Here is a 15,051-nt window from a genome sequence, read left to right on the forward strand (position 1 = left end):
TTGCCGATATCACGCGACGGCGACCCGAACCGAGCGATTCAAGCGTTTATTGAACTCCAGCCAGACCGCCAACAACCCCATCAACCCGGCCCCCACCAGTGCGGTGAAGATTTGCATGGCAAACGCATCGTCGGTCAGGGCGTTGACCATGTCCGCCAACGGCGCCAGCAACACACCGAGGCAGAACACTTCCAGCGAAAAACGACCCATGCGCGAGCATTGCCGGGCCATCCAGTTTTGCGTCCAGTCGGTGTTCGGCAACAGTTTCGCCGTCACGTACGCCAAGGCAAGAAAGTGCAGCAGGCGCACCGGCGACAGGTCGGTCTTGCTGATCGGGTACAGCAGGTTGTTCAGCAGCGTTGGTATCAGTGCGTCGTGAATGTCCGGCCAGCGCCAGGAGACGGTAATCAACCCGGCAGCCACCACGTAAATCGCCGCACAGACAAACAACGGCTGGCGCAGCAGCGGACGTGCCTCGGCCAGCCGTGGCCTTTGCGCGTGAATCGCAGCGGCGCCGCCAAGCACAAACAGCAACTGCCAGGTGACGGGGTTGAAGTACCACACGCCGTCCTTGATCGCGGCAAGGTTCCAGCCCAATGCCGGCGCCAGCAGGTAGACCGTCAACGACACTGCCACCACCGCCCAGGCCTTGCTTACCAGTAAAGGCAGCACCAGCGGCAACCCGGCCAGCAGTACGATGTACAGCGGCAACGGATCCATCAGGTTCGGTTTGAAGCGCAACAACAACTCATCGGTCAGTGCTTGTTGCGGGTTGGTGATGAAGTGGTGCATGCCCATTTCCTCGACCAGATCGCGGGTTTCCACATGGCTGTTGGCAAAGAACACGATGCCCATCAGCATCGCCAGCAGGAAAATATGCACCACATACAGCACCCAGGCGCGGCGCAGGATTTTCACGCAGGTAAAAAAATAGCCGTCGCGCGCAAGGATTTTGCCGTACGCCAGGACCGCGGCGTAGCCCGCCAGAAATACAAAGACCTCTGCTGCATCGCTGAAACCGAAGTTACGCAGGGTGATTTGACCCAAGGGGTTGTGGGGCACGTGATCCCAGAAAATGAAGATCAGTGCYAGGCCACGGAAAAAGTCGATTCGGTGGTCGCGTTCAGTCGTCATGGTTGCGGGCTCTTGAACGGTTTTTTAAGGAGGAGCGAGCGGCGTCACAAAAGGTTGCGCGGCGCACATGGCGGCGCAGGTTGCAGGGATTCGCCGGCAATTGCAAAAGGGGGAGATTGCGGGATATTTCTATGCATCGCCAAGGGACAACCGCCTTTGAGAGCCCGCCCGGATCGCCACGCCCGAATGGTAAACGAGGCGATCAAAATGACCGTTGATCCGGATTGCCACGCTAGCTGTCAGTTCTGACAGACTCGTTGATCAGTGAGTACCAGTCCATCCCCTAGTTGATATGACATCCCGCAGCACCGTAGAAAATGGTACTGCGGGTGGGGGGATTCAGGCGGCCACCACCTCATTAGGCTCAAAACTATCCGCCCGAGCCATCTGCCACATCCGCGAGTAAAACTCCCCGTTCACTTCCCCGGTAAGCAATTCCCCCGGTTTCAAGAACACATGCAACTGCGAGAACAGCTTGATCTCGGTCGCCGACATGCGTCGCACCAGATGCTTGGCCGACAATTGCGATGGGTGATCGAGGCCAGCCGCCGCCAACATTTCGGCCAAGGCTTTAAGCGTGTTGCGGTGGAAATTGAACACCCGCTGGGCCTTGTCCGGGACCACCAGTGCGCGTTGACGCAAGGTGTCCTGAGTTGCCACACCGGTCGGGCATTTGTTGGTGTGGCAGCTTTGCGACTGGATGCAGCCGATGGCGAACATGAAACCGCGTGCCGAGTTGGCCCAGTCGGCGCCGATGGCCAGGACGCTGGCGATGTCGAAGGCGCTGACGATTTTGCCGCTGGCGCCGAGTTTGATTTTGTCCCGCAGGTTCAAGCCGACCAGCGTGTTATGTACGAACAACAAGCCTTCGCGCATCGGCACGCCGATGTGGTCGGTGAACTCCACCGGCGCGGCTCCGGTGCCGCCTTCCTTGCCGTCGACGACGATGAAGTCAGGGAGGATGCCAGTTTCCAGCATGGCCTTGGCGATGCCCATGAATTCCCATGGGTGGCCGAGGCAGAACTTGAAGCCCACCGGTTTTCCGCCGGACAGTTCACGCAGTTGCTGGATGAAATGCATCAGTTCGATCGGTGTGGAAAACGCGCTGTGCCGCGACGGCGAGATGCAGTCTTCGCCCATCAGGATGCCGCGGGTTTCGGCGATTTCTTTGGTGACTTTGTGCTTGGGCAAAATCCCGCCATGGCCGGGTTTGGCGCCCTGGCTCATCTTGATTTCAATCATTCGCACTTGCGGCGTTTGTGCCTGGGCGGCGAAGCGTTCCGGGTCGAATCGGCCGTCGGCGGTGCGGCAGCCGAAGTAGCCGCTGCCGAGTTCCCAAGTCAAATCGCCGCCGTTTTCCCGGTGGTAAGCGCTGATGCTGCCTTCGCCGGTGTCATGGGCGAAGTTGCCGAGCTTGGCGCCCTGATTCAAGGCGCGAATTGCGTTGGCACTGAGGGAGCCGAAGCTCATGGCCGAGATGTTGAACACCGAGGCCGAGTAAGGCTGGGTACATTGCGGGCCGCCGACCATTACGCGGAACGCGCTCGGATCACTCAACGGGGCCGGCCGCATCGAGTGGCCGATGAATTCGAAGCCCGACTGATACACATCGATCAGCGTGCCGAAGGGTTTGTCCGCGCTTTCGTTCTTGGCGCGCGAATAGACCAGCGAGCGTTGAGCCCGGGAGAAGGGCAGGGCATCGCTGTCGGATTCGAGCAGGTATTGGCGGATTTCCGGGCGAATACCTTCAACCAAATAACGAATATTGCCCAGGATCGGGTAGTTGCGACGCACCGCGTGCGGGCTTTGCAGCAGATCGAACAGGCCGATCAGACTAAGCACGCCAGTGACGGCGGTGATCGGCCAGAGCCAGTCGTATTGCACAAAGGGCAGGCTGGCGAGGGTGAAGATCACGCAAGTGGCAAAGAAGGCGTAGCGGCTCAGGAGTGACAGGCTCATACGGTTTCCTTGGGTTCGGATCAATACAGTGGATCAACTGAATACACCCATCCTGTAGGAGCAGAGCTTGCTCGCGAAAGCGGTGTGTCAACCAACATCAATGTTGAATGTAATGGCCTCTTCGCGAGCAAGCTTTGCTCCTACAGAACAGCGCTTCAGCGTTGTGGCGGGCATTCTGCGCCCTGAGAAAAATTGAGAACAGCCTCTAGTTCACGCGATCCGGGTGTCCGTCTGATGACTAGCCCCCGGCGAGCATGGGATCCTTGCGGTTTTTTACCCAAGGCCCTTTCTGATCCATGACGCTTCCATCCGCTGATACACCACGCCTCATCCGCATCGCCGCCGCCCTGATGATCGGTCCCGACGGCCGCACATTGCTGGTGCGCAAGCGCGGCACCCAAGCCTTCATGCAGCCAGGCGGCAAGATCGAAGTCCATGAACAACCGGTTCACGCGCTGGCCCGGGAGCTGGAAGAAGAGTTGGGTCTGATCATCGATCCTGCGCATGCCCGTTACCTTGGGCAGTTCTCGGCACCGGCCGCCAACGAGCCGGGTTTTGTCGTACACGCTGAACTGTTTTTGCTGACCATCGAGGCCGACGTCACCCCGGCGGCGGAGATCGAAGAGGTGATCTGGATTGATCCGGCCACCGATGGCAATGTCACGCTGGCGCCATTGACACGAGACCTGATCCTGCCGTTTTATCGAGAATCGTTGACCGAACCTGCCTGATCATTTCCGGATGAAGGATTACCCATGATCCCGCTTCAAGACCTGCTGATTTTCGCCGCCGCCGCGTTGCTGATGGTGCTGACGCCGGGGCCGAACATGATCTACCTGATCTCCCGTTCAATCTGCCAGGGGCGCAAGGCCGGCGTGACGTCCTTGCTGGGCGTGGTCGCGGGATTTTTCGTGCACTTGTTCGCCGCGGCTGCGGGCTTGACCGCAGTGTTCCTGGCGGTGCCGATGGCTTATGAAGTGTTGAAATGGGCGGGGGCGTTGTACTTGCTGTGGCTGGCCTGGCAGGCGGTCAAACCCGGTGCGCGTTCACCGTTTGAGCCGCAGCAGTTGCCGCCGGATTCGTCGCGCAGACTGATCACCATGGGCTTTCTCACCAGCGCACTGAACCCGAAGATCGCGGTGTTTTACCTGTCGGTGTTTCCGCAGTTCATCAACCCTGAACATGGCTCGGTGTTCAGCCAAAGCCTCATCCTTGGCCTGACGCAGATCAGCGTCAGTTTCTGCGTCAACCTGCTGATCGCCCTGTTCGCAGCGGGCATCGCGTCCTGGTTCGTCAACAACCCGACCTGGCTGGCGGTGCAGCGTTATGTCATGGGATTTGTGTTGGCGGCGCTGGCGGTGCGGCTGATGCTTGAGCAACGCAGGACGGCTTGAACATGTGGATTGAACGGCTCGATGCCAGTCATGCCCTGGCTTATCGGGAATTGATGCTCGAAGCCTACGACTTGCATCCGCAGGCCTTTACTTCAAGTGTGCGAGAACGCGCCGCGATGCCGCTGAGTTGGTGGGAAAAGCGTTTGACCTGCCAGCTGGATGTGGTGTTTGGGGCGTTCGAAGAGGGCAAGTTGGCGGGCATTGTCGGACTCGCTTTCGAGCCCCGGGAAAAGGCCCGGCACAAGGCGATACTATTCGGCATGTACGTGTCGGGCACGGTTCGCCAGCGCGGACTAGGGTTTCAACTGGTGCAGGCGGCGTTGGCCGAAGCACGCAATCATTCGGGGCTCAAGATCATTCAACTGACCGTCACCGCCGGCAACGAGGCTGCGTTAAACCTGTATCAGTGCTGCGGCTTCATCCAGTTCGGCCTGGAGCCGCTGGCGGTGCGAGTGGGTGAAGACTACTTCGACAAAATCCATATGTGGCGGGAAATCTAAACCCACTGATATCCCCTGTGGGAGCGARCCTGCTCGCGATAGCCGTGTCTCAGCCACATAGATGTTGAATGATGGATTGCTATCGCGAGCAGGTTCGCTCCCACAGTGGGGATGTGTTGTTTCAGCGAACGGCGCTAACGCCATCCAGTGTCGAGAACGACGTGTCCTTCGCCGTCAGCAGGAAATCACGCATATACGGCGCATCCAGCATGTCCGCGCGAATTCCTGCGTACAGCGTCGCAAACAAGCCTTTCTCGCCCAGCCGCTTGGCCTTCACATACCCCCGCGAGCTGTACTCATGCAGCGCCCAATGCGGCATGCCGCACACGCCGCGTCCGCTGGCCACCAGTTGCATCATCATCACAGTCAGCTCGGAGGTGCGGACCTGCGCCGGTTCGATATCGGCCGGTTCGAGGAAACGGGTGAAGATGTCCAGCCGATCACGCTCCACCGGGTAGGTGATCAAGGTTTCCGTGAGCAAGTCTTCCGGCACGATGTACGCCTTGCTCGCCAACCGGTGCTGGTTGGCCACCGCCAGCATCGCCTCATAAGTGAATAACGGCACATAGGTGATGCCGGCGATTTCCTGCGGATCAGAGGTCACCACCAAATCCAGATCGCCACGGGCCAGTGCCGGCAGCGGCGCAAAGGAAAACCCGGAGGCCAGGTCGAGTTCGACTTCCGGCCAGGCATCGCGGAACTGATCGATGGTCGGCATCAGCCATTGGAAGCAGCTGTGGCACTCGATTGCCATGTGCAAGCGCCCGGCTGTGCCGCCCGCCAACCGCGCGATATCGCGCTCGGCGCCACGCAGCAGCGGCAGGGTCGCGTCGGCCAGTTGCAGCAGGCGCAAACCGGCGCTGGTGAAGCGCACCGGTTTGGTCTTGCGCACGAACAGCGGCATGCCCATGCGCTCCTCCAGTTCCTTGAACTGGTGGGACAGGGCCGATTGCGTCAGGTGCAGACGGTCGGCGGCATCAACCAGGCTGTCGGCTTCGCGCAAGGCGTGCAGGGTCTTGAGGTGACGGATTTCAAGCACCGGAGGGCTCCATGAGTAAAACTTGTGATCAACACGAAAAGGTTGAGTTTGTCTCATGATGGGTTGACTGTCGACAATAGCGCCATGTTTTACAGCAATCTTTTATAGAGAGAACTCACCATGGCGCTGGCCCACACACTTGGTTTCCCACGCATCGGCGCGGACCGCGAACTGAAAAAAGCCCTCGAAGCCTATTGGAAGGGCGACCTCGATCAGGACGCGCTGCACAGCGTCGGCCGCCAATTGCGTGCCACCCATTGGCAATTGCAGAAAGACGCCGGCATCGACCTGCTGCCGGTCGGCGACTTCGCCTGGTACGACCAGGTGCTGACCCATTCCCTGACGTTAGGCGTGATCCCCGAGCGTTTCGACAGCGCCAAAAATGCCAACGGCCTGCCGACTCTCGACACCCTGTTCGCCATGGCCCGAGGCGCCACGGCGACCTGCTGCGGCGGCGAACACGGCAAAGCGCAATACGCCCAGGAACTGACCAAGTGGTTCGACACCAACTACCACTACCTGGTCCCGGAATTCAGCGCTGACCAGCCGTTCAAGCTGAGCTGGGAACAGCTGTTCGACGAAGTCGACGAAGCCAAGGCCCTCGGTCACAACGTCAAACCGGTGATCATCGGGCCGCTGACTTATCTGTGGCTGGGCAAAGCGAAAGGCAATGACTTCGACAAACTCGACCTGCTGGAACGCCTGCTGCCGGTGTACAACGAAATCCTCACGCGCCTCGCCGCTCAAGGCGTGGAATGGGTGCAGATCGACGAACCGATCCTGACCCTCGATCTACCGCAAGCCTGGAAAAGCGCCTTCGAACGCGCTTACCACATCCTTCAATATTCGCCGCTGAAAAAACTGGTGGCGACCTACTTCAGTGGTCTTGAAGACAACCTTGGCCTGGCTGTTGGCCTTCCGGTGCAAGGCCTGCACATCGATGCCGTACGTGCGCCGGATCAACTCGGCCAGGTGCTGGATCGCCTGCCGACCTACAAGATTCTCTCGGTCGGCCTGGTCAACGGTCGCAACGTCTGGCGCTGTGAACTGGAGCAAGTGTTGGCGCAACTGCAACCGGCCCAGGAACGTTTTGGCGACAACCTGTGGGTCAGCAGTTCCTGCTCGCTGTTGCACAGCCCGGTTGATCTGGAACGCGAAGACAAACTCGATCCGGAACTGAAAAGCTGGCTGGCCTTTGCCGTGCAGAAGTGTGGCGAAATCGCCGTGTTGCGCGACGCTCTCAACGATCCACAAGCGCCCAAAGTGAAAGCCGCACTGGCCGAAAGCCGGGCGATTCAGGCCAGCCGCGCCGAATCACCGCGCATTCATAAAGCGCAAGTTCAAGCACGCATCATCGCCATCGGCGCAGCAGACAGCCAACGCCAGTCGCCGTTTGCCCAGCGCATCGAACAGCAACGTGCACGCTTGAAACTGCCCGCGTTCCCGACCACCACCATCGGCTCATTCCCGCAGACCGGTTCGATTCGTCTGGCCCGTCAGGCGTTCAAGCAGGGCAAGCTGTCGGCCAACGATTACACCGACGCCATGCACAGCGAAATCCGCCACGCCGTGCAAATACAGGAACGCCTGGGTCTGGACGTGCTGGTGCACGGGGAAGCCGAACGCAATGACATGGTCGAATACTTCGCCGAGCAACTGGACGGCTACCTGTTCACCCGCTTCGGCTGGGTGCAGAGCTACGGCTCGCGCTGCGTGAAACCGGCGATTATCTACGGCGACCTCAGCCGCCCGAAGGCAATGACGATCGACTGGATCACCTATGCACAGAGCCTGACCGACAAGGTCATGAAAGGCATGCTCACGGGGCCGGTGACCATGCTGATGTGGTCGTTCCCGCGCGAGGACGTGTCGCGCAAAATCCAGGCGCAGCAATTGGCGCTGGCCCTGCGTGACGAAGTGGTTGACCTGGAAAACGCCGGCATCAAAATCGTCCAGATTGATGAAGCCGCATTCCGCGAAGGTCTGCCGCTGCGCCGGGCGCAATGGCAGGAATACCTGGATTGGGCGGTGCAAGCCTTCCGCTTGAGCGCCAGTGGTGTGCGTGACGAAACCCAGATCCACACCCACATGTGCTACAGCGAATTCAACGACGTGATCGAGTCCATCGCCGCCATGGATGCTGACGTGATCACCATCGAAACCTCGCGTTCGGACATGGAGTTGCTGGAGGCGTTCGAAGCGTTCGACTACCCGAATGACATCGGGCCGGGTGTGTACGACATCCACACGCCACGGGTGCCGGACACGGCCGAGATGGTCAAGTTGATGAGCAAAGCGGTGAAGCGGATTCCGGCAGAGCGGTTGTGGGTGAATCCTGATTGCGGGCTGAAGACCCGGGCGTGGCCGGAGACTGAGGCAGCGTTGGTAAATATGGTGGCGGCGGCGCGGCAGTTGCGCAGTCAGCTGGCATAAGGTGCCTGAAACGGGAGCGGACAAACCGCTCCCGTTTTACGTTCTAAGCCGGGTTGAAATGTTTAAGCGCGACTGATTTTTTGCCGATGCCGGCGTATGGAAGGTCGGCATTGTCAGCGTGCGTCAAAAACCGGTGCTCCGGCAGTTTCAGATGGGCCTTCTCGAACTCTGCGAATGCAGGTGCTGCCTTGGTGTAGTGAAAATGGGCATACCACATCACCCTGGGCGGTGTTTGCGTCAGATCTCGTACCTCGTATTCCTGTAGGTAGTCGATGCGTCCGTCCGGCCGTTTACCCAGTTTTTCCATCGGCTTGTGCTTATGGATATCGACGATTTTTTTCTCCCCGGAATTTTGCTGCATGAGGTAATCCAGCATGGCGTCGGTCGGGGTTCGACTGTTCATCGAATACTCGATACGCAGTGCCCGTCCGGTGTCGGTCAGTTCTGTGGCCTTGTCACGCAACTGCCGGATGAGCGGGTCAGTGGGTTGAAGCTCTTCAATCAGCAGGGCGCGCCGGCCGAGTTCGCTGGCCTCGCTGAGCATCATGTGTTGCAGGTCAACGGGCAGCATGTCCTGTCGGGCGTAGGCCTCGATGCGGGACTTGTACCCTGCTTGAGTACCGAGTCGAATGCGGGCATCAGCCGTTAAGGCGCCAAGGTCTTGGTGAGCGGGGTGAGCGCGCTTTACCTGAGGATTAAGCAGGCGAAACTTGCCGTTTGTACCTTGTTCCCAGACTTCCTCGAATCCGCCCTGTCCTGTCAGGGTGTATTGGCGCATTTCGGTTGTTGATTCCCCTCGCTCCTCCCCGATCAGCAATCGATCGTCTTCGGTGGTGAACACTTTTTTGCTGCGTTGACCGGCAGGACGCGTTGGCGCTGGCTGATCGATGGCCTTGCGTGCCCGTTCGGCCATTTTCTCGATACCTTCCAGCAGTGGCCCCACGGCTTCCAGATGAAAGTGCTGGGGATAGCTGGCGGTCCAGGCATGCATGTTGCGGCGAAACTCCCCATAAAGATCGAGGCACTCCTGCAATATCTGATTGCGTTGGGCTTTGGTGGCGGTCGCTTCCGACAGGCTGTGTTGGGTGAATAGGGCGCGATCGACTTTGGTCCGCAGGGTTTGTGCCTGTTCTTGCAGGTAGAACCAGGAAACATCGCGGGTGCTGTCGTAGCGTTTGACGATTTCCAGCAATTGACCGGTTTTCAAGTACAGCTGACTGGCTTCGTTGAGTCTTGCGTTCAGGTCGACAAAGGCACGGCTCAGGAATGTTTTTTTCGATTTGTCAGTAATGCGCGGGTACCACAGGTTGAGGTCGCGCATGTGGGCATCGATCGCGTCGAAATCGCGCACTATTTCCAGGCGCAACTTCCTGATGTCCTCCAGAATACGCAAGCGCTCGCTCAGTACCGCGGCTGGCAGCAAATCCAGCTGGTCCAAAAGATTGTCGGTGCTGTCCGTCCGGGCCAGTACCCGTTGACCGGTCAGGACCACCCGTTGTCTGGCCCGATCGGCCAGTAAAAAGGCGATATTGCCTTGTATTTCTTTGATCTCGCGCAGGTTGTTGCCACGCGTCATGGGGAGCAGCTCAGCCAGGGTCTGGTAATGCTTGCTGCCCAGTTCCATGTCCTTGATGCACGCCGCTTCAAACGCCTGTGCCAGCGCCGGGCGAAGGTTTTCGGGGCTGGCGTTGTACGTTTCCTTCAGGGCGGTGGTACGCGCCATCTGGGCGTCGAAGAGAATGGCCGTGGCATTGGCGGTTTCGCTCAGCGCTTGTTGGCGGCGCAAAGTCTGGTCAACCCACCAACGCGGCAGCCGTTCGCGAATGGCGGCCGGCCAGAGGGGGTCAAGGCCGTCCGCCAAGTGCCCAAGCACGCCACCGCCACCCAATCCGCCGCCCTCGAAGGTTACCCCGTAGACGCCGAAGTAAGTGTCCCATTGCCCGGCTTCATCGAGGCCGATGGGTTGTTTATAGGTTTTTTGACGAGTGCCTGTCAGTCGCCAGTTTCGTGAGTCCCGGCTGCGTTCAACTTCAAAGATCCTGCCCTGGCGAACGATAAAATCACCGTCCGGGTGACGGTAAATATTGCGGTAGATCCCATGGGTAGCCGCTTGCAGTCCGGCCAGAGAAATCGGTTTTTCGTAATCGTAACCGGCAAAGCGATTCAGACCGTGCCGCGTTTGGCGCCTTGATCTCCCTTGCAGCGCCCCCGCGCTTTTGCCCAATGCGTTGTTTTGACGAAGCCGCGTCAATGAACGGGCGCCCTTGGCTGACCGGGCCCCCACGGACGCACTCGGAAGAATGTCCATGGCCGCATCGACCAACGACAGCAACGCCGATTCAATCTCCGTCAAGCCATCGCCCACGTCACCGCGCAACAGTGCCGCGACCGCCCGGTTGGCGCTGTTCCAGGCATCGTGCAGGGCGATACCCGCGCCGACAAAGGGCACCAGGCCCAAGGCCATTTTTATGTAGTTGARCGCCTTAGGACCGCTGAGCGCGTAGCGTTCCAGGTACAAGGCATCGTTGGAACGGGAGGTTGCGCGATGCGCTTCGATCAGGCGTCCCATCTGCGTATTGAGCAGATGGGCCGACAGTGACGTGGTTTTCGGCCAGGCAATGCCGACCCCGATCATCGCGTCGAAATGCTTGAGCACGGCCTGGTTGATGCGGCTCGCATGGGCTCCTACGTTGCCCTGCAAGGCGCGTCCTGCCAGGTAACTGACCATCTCGCTACGCAGGCACAGATTGAACAAGGCCCGGCGTGCCGCCTCAAGATTGTCGAAGCGTCGCAGGACCTGGCCGTCGGGGCTGTCAGGCAGGTAAAGCAGGGTCATCCCGCTGACTTGCTCTTGCACGAAGGTCACCCCAGACAACGTGGTCGGCCCCTCGTTTGGCGTGTCCTTGCCGCCGGCGCTCAGGTAGGCCGGCAGCAGCACAATGCGCTTGCCCTCCAGGTTCCAGGCTTGCGGGGTATCCGCCTCGATGGCGATGTTGAAGACCCGCCATTCGTTTTGATTGATCTGCTTTTGCAGGCGCGCGCAGGTCCCCTGCATCTGGAGCATCAGGCGCCACGGTTCGATCAGGCATTCACGCCGATATTCCTTCACGAACGCGGTCTCGCTGGCCGAGCCCGTGAAGGCATCGCGAATCAGGTTTTCGTAGGCTTGGGGCAGATCCAGCTCGGGCAGTACCTTGCGCAGCCACGGCAGAGTGATGCCGTTTGCCAATGCGCGGCGTTCGGTTTCATCCGCCGCCGTGACCTCAACCCGCATAAAACCCAGGCGCAGAGAAAGGGGCTCGAGTTGCATCGAGGGTGTGTTGTCGATGTTGAGCTGGGCGAGTTCTTCGAGCGACAGCTTGCTGCGGCTTGCACTGGGAACTGCGACGAGTTTTTGCGGGGTTCCCGGGGCTGCTCCATCGGACAGTTGTTTTTTCAGCGTCACCGAGTCGGGCAGATTCAGTTGCACGGCGAAAGGCCCGTTGAGCGCGAAGTCTTTTCGCAGACGAGCCTGCACATGTCGAAGGGTGAAATCGTCACGGGGTTCCAGAGCCGCTTCCAGCTGTTCGTGACTACGGCGCATGGCCAGAATGTAAGCTTCCATCAAGCCCTTGAGTTCAACACGGTCGGACATCGATAAGGTGGTCAGCCATTCGGGCTGCAGCGAGAACAGGGCTGCGCTGCGGCTTTGTTCCAGCAGGTGCGAAAAGGCCAGGCTTCTGGCGGCCTGCACAGGGACTTGCAGGGTCGCCAATGTTTGTTTGCGCAGCTTTTCCAATTCGACTGCGCGCTGTCGCGCCTGAGTGGAATCAGCGTATTGCTGGCGTAGTCGCGCGGCTTGTTCTTCGAAATGACTCGTCTGTTTATCGAGGCTGTCATGCAGCGGGTCGGTAACGATTTCCTTCAGCTGCAAGGCCAGGACCTGGTCCTGATCCTGAATCTTGAACAGGCATCGCTCCAGCTCCCTGCGGTTGGCGAAACGTTGCAAGCCGCCACCGACGCCCGGCCAGTACAGCAAAAGGCTGTGGGGTGATGCGACGTCGAGCCTTGCTCGGGTGATGACGAAGGGCCCGTTGAGCGTTTGGGTGGTGACGATGCCGGATTGCTCGGTCATCGACAGCGTGAGACTGGCCGCGATGATGGCCGCGTCGCGATCGGCCGCCAGCGGTGTATCCAGCACAGCCTTGAGCAGGCTGAACTCATCGCTGTCGAGTTGCTTGAGCGCCAGTTGAAGCTCAGCCTCGGCGCGCAGGCCTTCCTTGTGTGCCTGATAGAGCGCGCTGAACTCGCGGTTGATGGTTGAAAAGTCGAGGGTACGCGATCTGTAGAGCAGGGCGGAGGCCGCCGTATCGGCGGCTTGCTCAGCGGTTTCCAGTGTCTTCAGTGCGTCTTTGAATGGCTGTTGCCGGTCGCTGTCGAACTCATCGCCCAGCAGGGTTTCCAGCGCATCGCGCTGCCGGTTCAGCGCGGCCTGGCGCTGGGGCCAGGGGATATCGGCAAACAGGTGCTCGAACAGCGGTTGTTCCGTTTCATCCTCAACAGGGTTGTCGGGCAGCGGGACTTCAAGGTCTGGAGGCGCAGCGAAAACGACGGTGTTCGCGTAGTGCGGGTGTAACAGCAGCCCAGTGATGCCGGCCGTCAGCGGCTGAGCGCTCGCGGTGTATTCAAAGCGCAACTCATCGTCAGGCAGTCCCTTTGGGACGAGCGATTGTCCAGCCAACCAGTCTTCCATGTCACTGCGCTGATTGAACCTCTGAATGGGAACCGGCCGGCCCGGCAGGTACAGCCACTGCGTGGCGGGTTGCTGATCGCCCACGCGGATGACCCAGGCGGCGGGGAGTTTCAGGGTGCCGCTGTCGCTCAGTACCAGGGTCAGCTGTTCGGTGTGGATGGGCTGATCGTTCGGGCGCAGGCCCGAGGTGGGCGGGTCCAGGATCAACAACAACGGCTGCATCTGTTCCGCCGTCAGGGTTCTGCGAGCGAATGCCACCTGAGCGCAGGCCTCGAAATGACAGCGGTATAACTGACCTGCCCGCTCGCGCCGCGACACCGGTGTACCGGGTGCCCGGGAGTCCCAATAGGTCTTCCAGCGATCGTTGAGCGAGGGATCCGGGCGGTGGCCTCTCAACGGTGCGGCGGCGAACAACGCTTGCAAACCCTGGCTGCTGTCGCGCCAGCGCGTTGTAGCGCTCAGCAGCAGACTTTCATCGGGGTTGTTCTTCAGGAGCGGATGGGCCGCTATCACGATCGGCGGGGAGACGGGCAGGGTTTCAATCATGGCAACGTGGCTCTGTGCAGGGGAGCGGCGTATCCGCTCTTGAAGAGCGCCATTAAAGGGAACTCGCCACCGTCCGTGGCACTACATAGTTATCGCATCGACCATTGGGCGAGATTCATGAAACTGTCACGCAACTGTGGCAGCGCGCTTGATCAAACTTCATCAGACTCGCGCTCTACTGGGGTTCTGCGTTTCGGTGTTTTTCATGCGTGCACGATTTTTATCCACTGCGGCCTTACTGGCCGCGTTGTTGTTTGGCCTGCCGTCTTTTGCGGCGTCTCGGTGTGATGTCAACGTACCGACCCAACATGTCGATCTGGCGCAGGTGAGCCTGGCGTACCAGAGCATTGGCCGTGCGTCGGACCCTGCGTTGTTGCTGGTGATGGGCCTGGGCGGGCAATTGATTCACTGGCCGGACGAGGTGGTGGTCGCGCTGTGTCAGCAGGGCTTTCGGGTGATTCGTTACGACAATCGTGATGTTGGCCTCTCCACCTGGCGGCAAACCCCAGCCGAGGCCAACCTGACCTTTGAAGCCTTGCGTTACAAACTCGGCCTGCCAGTGTCGGCGCCGTACACCCTGACCGACATGGCCGACGACGCCTTTGGATTGATGGACGCTTTGCACGTCGAGCAATTCCACGTATTGGGCGCGAGCATGGGCGGGATGATCGCTCAGCACATGGCAGCCATGGCACCGCAGCGTGTGGAAAGTCTGACATTGCTCATGACCAGTTCCGGCGCCGAAGGCTTGCCGGCGCCGAGTGCGGCGCTGGTGCAATTGTTGTCCCGTCGTGGCGCGCCGAATCGCGAGGTGGCGCTGGAACAACAGGCGGATCTGCTCGCGGCGCTGGGCAGTCCGTCGGTGACGGATGACCGGCAAGAACTGCTGCAGCAAGCGGCGCAGTCCTACGACCGGGCGTTCAACCCCGAAGGCGTGAAACGCCAGATCATGGCCATCCTCGCCGAGCGCAGTCGCGTGGACCTGCTCAACCAGTTACGCGTGCCGACGCTGGTGGTGCACGGCACGGCCGATCCGCTGTTACCGGTGATGCACGGCGTGCATTTGGCGGCGCATATTCGTGGCAGTCAGTTGAAGCTGATCCCTGGGCTGGCGCATCGGTTTCAGGAGGCATTCAAGGAACCGTTGCTGGCGGCGGTGTTGCCGTACTTGCAGGCCCATCGCGAAGACATCTCGCATTGGGCGCAGATCGATCCAGTCACGTATCCGAATCTCCAGTAACCCCCAATTAAAACTGTGGGAGCGGGCTTGCCCGCGATAGCGGTGGACCAATCAATGCAGATATTGACTGATAC

General features: G+C 59.9%; 9 protein-coding genes. 5 read left to right on the top strand and 4 right to left on the bottom strand.

All coding sequences use genetic code 11. The features are described from left to right. Positions 1–9 precede the first annotated feature (9 nt). Together AC1DSG_RS09635 and AC1DSG_RS09640 are read right to left on the bottom strand one after the other, a co-directional pair. Positions 10–1,134, bottom strand: coding sequence for an OpgC family protein (locus AC1DSG_RS09635; RefSeq protein WP_477790680.1), 1,125 nt, complete (start codon positions 1,132–1,134; stop codon positions 10–12). 339 nt (positions 1,135–1,473) lie between these two features. Then, a complete protein-coding gene (locus tag AC1DSG_RS09640) occupies positions 1,474–3,093 on the bottom strand; it encodes an FMN-binding glutamate synthase family protein (RefSeq protein WP_477790681.1) in 1,620 nt (539 codons plus the stop codon). A 296-nt stretch (positions 3,094–3,389) separates the two neighbouring features. Here AC1DSG_RS09640 and AC1DSG_RS09645 point away from each other — a divergent pair, with 296 nt between their 5' ends. The 3 genes from AC1DSG_RS09645 to AC1DSG_RS09655 are packed head-to-tail and all read left to right on the top strand — an operon-like array spanning position 3,390 to position 4,987. Next, positions 3,390–3,824 (top strand): NUDIX hydrolase, encoded by a 435-nt coding sequence (locus AC1DSG_RS09645; protein WP_477790682.1) that lies wholly within the window; start codon positions 3,390–3,392, stop codon positions 3,822–3,824. A gap of 24 nt (positions 3,825–3,848) precedes the next feature. Further along, positions 3,849–4,487 carry a LysE family translocator gene (locus AC1DSG_RS09650; protein ID WP_477790683.1) on the top strand — a complete coding sequence of 213 codons (639 nt, stop codon included), beginning with the start codon at positions 3,849–3,851 and terminating at the stop codon, positions 4,485–4,487. 2 nt (positions 4,488–4,489) lie between these two features. Beyond that, entirely contained in the window at positions 4,490–4,987 is a 498-nt protein-coding gene (locus AC1DSG_RS09655; protein ID WP_477790684.1) for an N-acetyltransferase family protein, read from the top strand. A gap of 121 nt (positions 4,988–5,108) precedes the next feature. On the opposite strand, the gene metR is transcribed toward AC1DSG_RS09655, so the two are convergent. Next, the gene (gene metR, locus AC1DSG_RS09660; protein ID WP_477790685.1) at positions 5,109–6,026 is read right to left on the bottom strand and encodes a transcriptional regulator MetR; all 918 of its coding nucleotides are present in this window, start codon (positions 6,024–6,026) and stop codon (positions 5,109–5,111) included. Positions 6,027–6,146: 120 nt separating this feature from the next. Between metR and metE the strand changes: the two genes are divergently transcribed. Further along, positions 6,147–8,459 carry a 5-methyltetrahydropteroyltriglutamate--homocysteine S-methyltransferase gene (gene metE, locus AC1DSG_RS09665; RefSeq protein WP_477790686.1) on the top strand — a complete coding sequence of 771 codons (2,313 nt, stop codon included), beginning with the start codon at positions 6,147–6,149 and terminating at the stop codon, positions 8,457–8,459. A gap of 43 nt (positions 8,460–8,502) precedes the next feature. Here metE and AC1DSG_RS09670 read toward each other — a convergent pair whose 3' ends face one another. Further along, positions 8,503–13,737, bottom strand: coding sequence for a dermonecrotic toxin domain-containing protein (locus tag AC1DSG_RS09670; RefSeq protein WP_477790687.1), 5,235 nt, complete (start codon positions 13,735–13,737; stop codon positions 8,503–8,505). A 205-nt stretch (positions 13,738–13,942) separates the two neighbouring features. Here AC1DSG_RS09670 and AC1DSG_RS09675 point away from each other — a divergent pair, with 205 nt between their 5' ends. Continuing rightward, positions 13,943–14,977, top strand: a complete 1,035-nt coding sequence (locus tag AC1DSG_RS09675; RefSeq protein ID WP_477790688.1) for an alpha/beta fold hydrolase — start codon at positions 13,943–13,945, stop codon at positions 14,975–14,977. Positions 14,978–15,051 lie beyond the last annotated feature (74 nt).

Source organism: Pseudomonas sp. P5_A12 (assembly GCF_056400685.1).

Bases quoted from the DNA above. Each gene is read 5' to 3' on its own strand.
- AC1DSG_RS09640 (WP_477790681.1), bottom strand. From the start codon at position 3,093: ATGAGCCTGTCACTCCTGAGCCGCTACGCCTTCTTTGCCACTTGCGTG.
- AC1DSG_RS09645 (WP_477790682.1), top strand. From the start codon at position 3,390: ATGACGCTTCCATCCGCTGATACACCACGCCTCATCCGCATCGCCGCC.
- AC1DSG_RS09650 (WP_477790683.1), top strand. From the start codon at position 3,849: ATGATCCCGCTTCAAGACCTGCTGATTTTCGCCGCCGCCGCGTTGCTG.
- AC1DSG_RS09655 (WP_477790684.1), top strand. From the start codon at position 4,490: ATGTGGATTGAACGGCTCGATGCCAGTCATGCCCTGGCTTATCGGGAA.
- metE (WP_477790686.1), top strand. From the start codon at position 6,147: ATGGCGCTGGCCCACACACTTGGTTTCCCACGCATCGGCGCGGACCGC.
- AC1DSG_RS09675 (WP_477790688.1), top strand. From the start codon at position 13,943: ATGCGTGCACGATTTTTATCCACTGCGGCCTTACTGGCCGCGTTGTTG.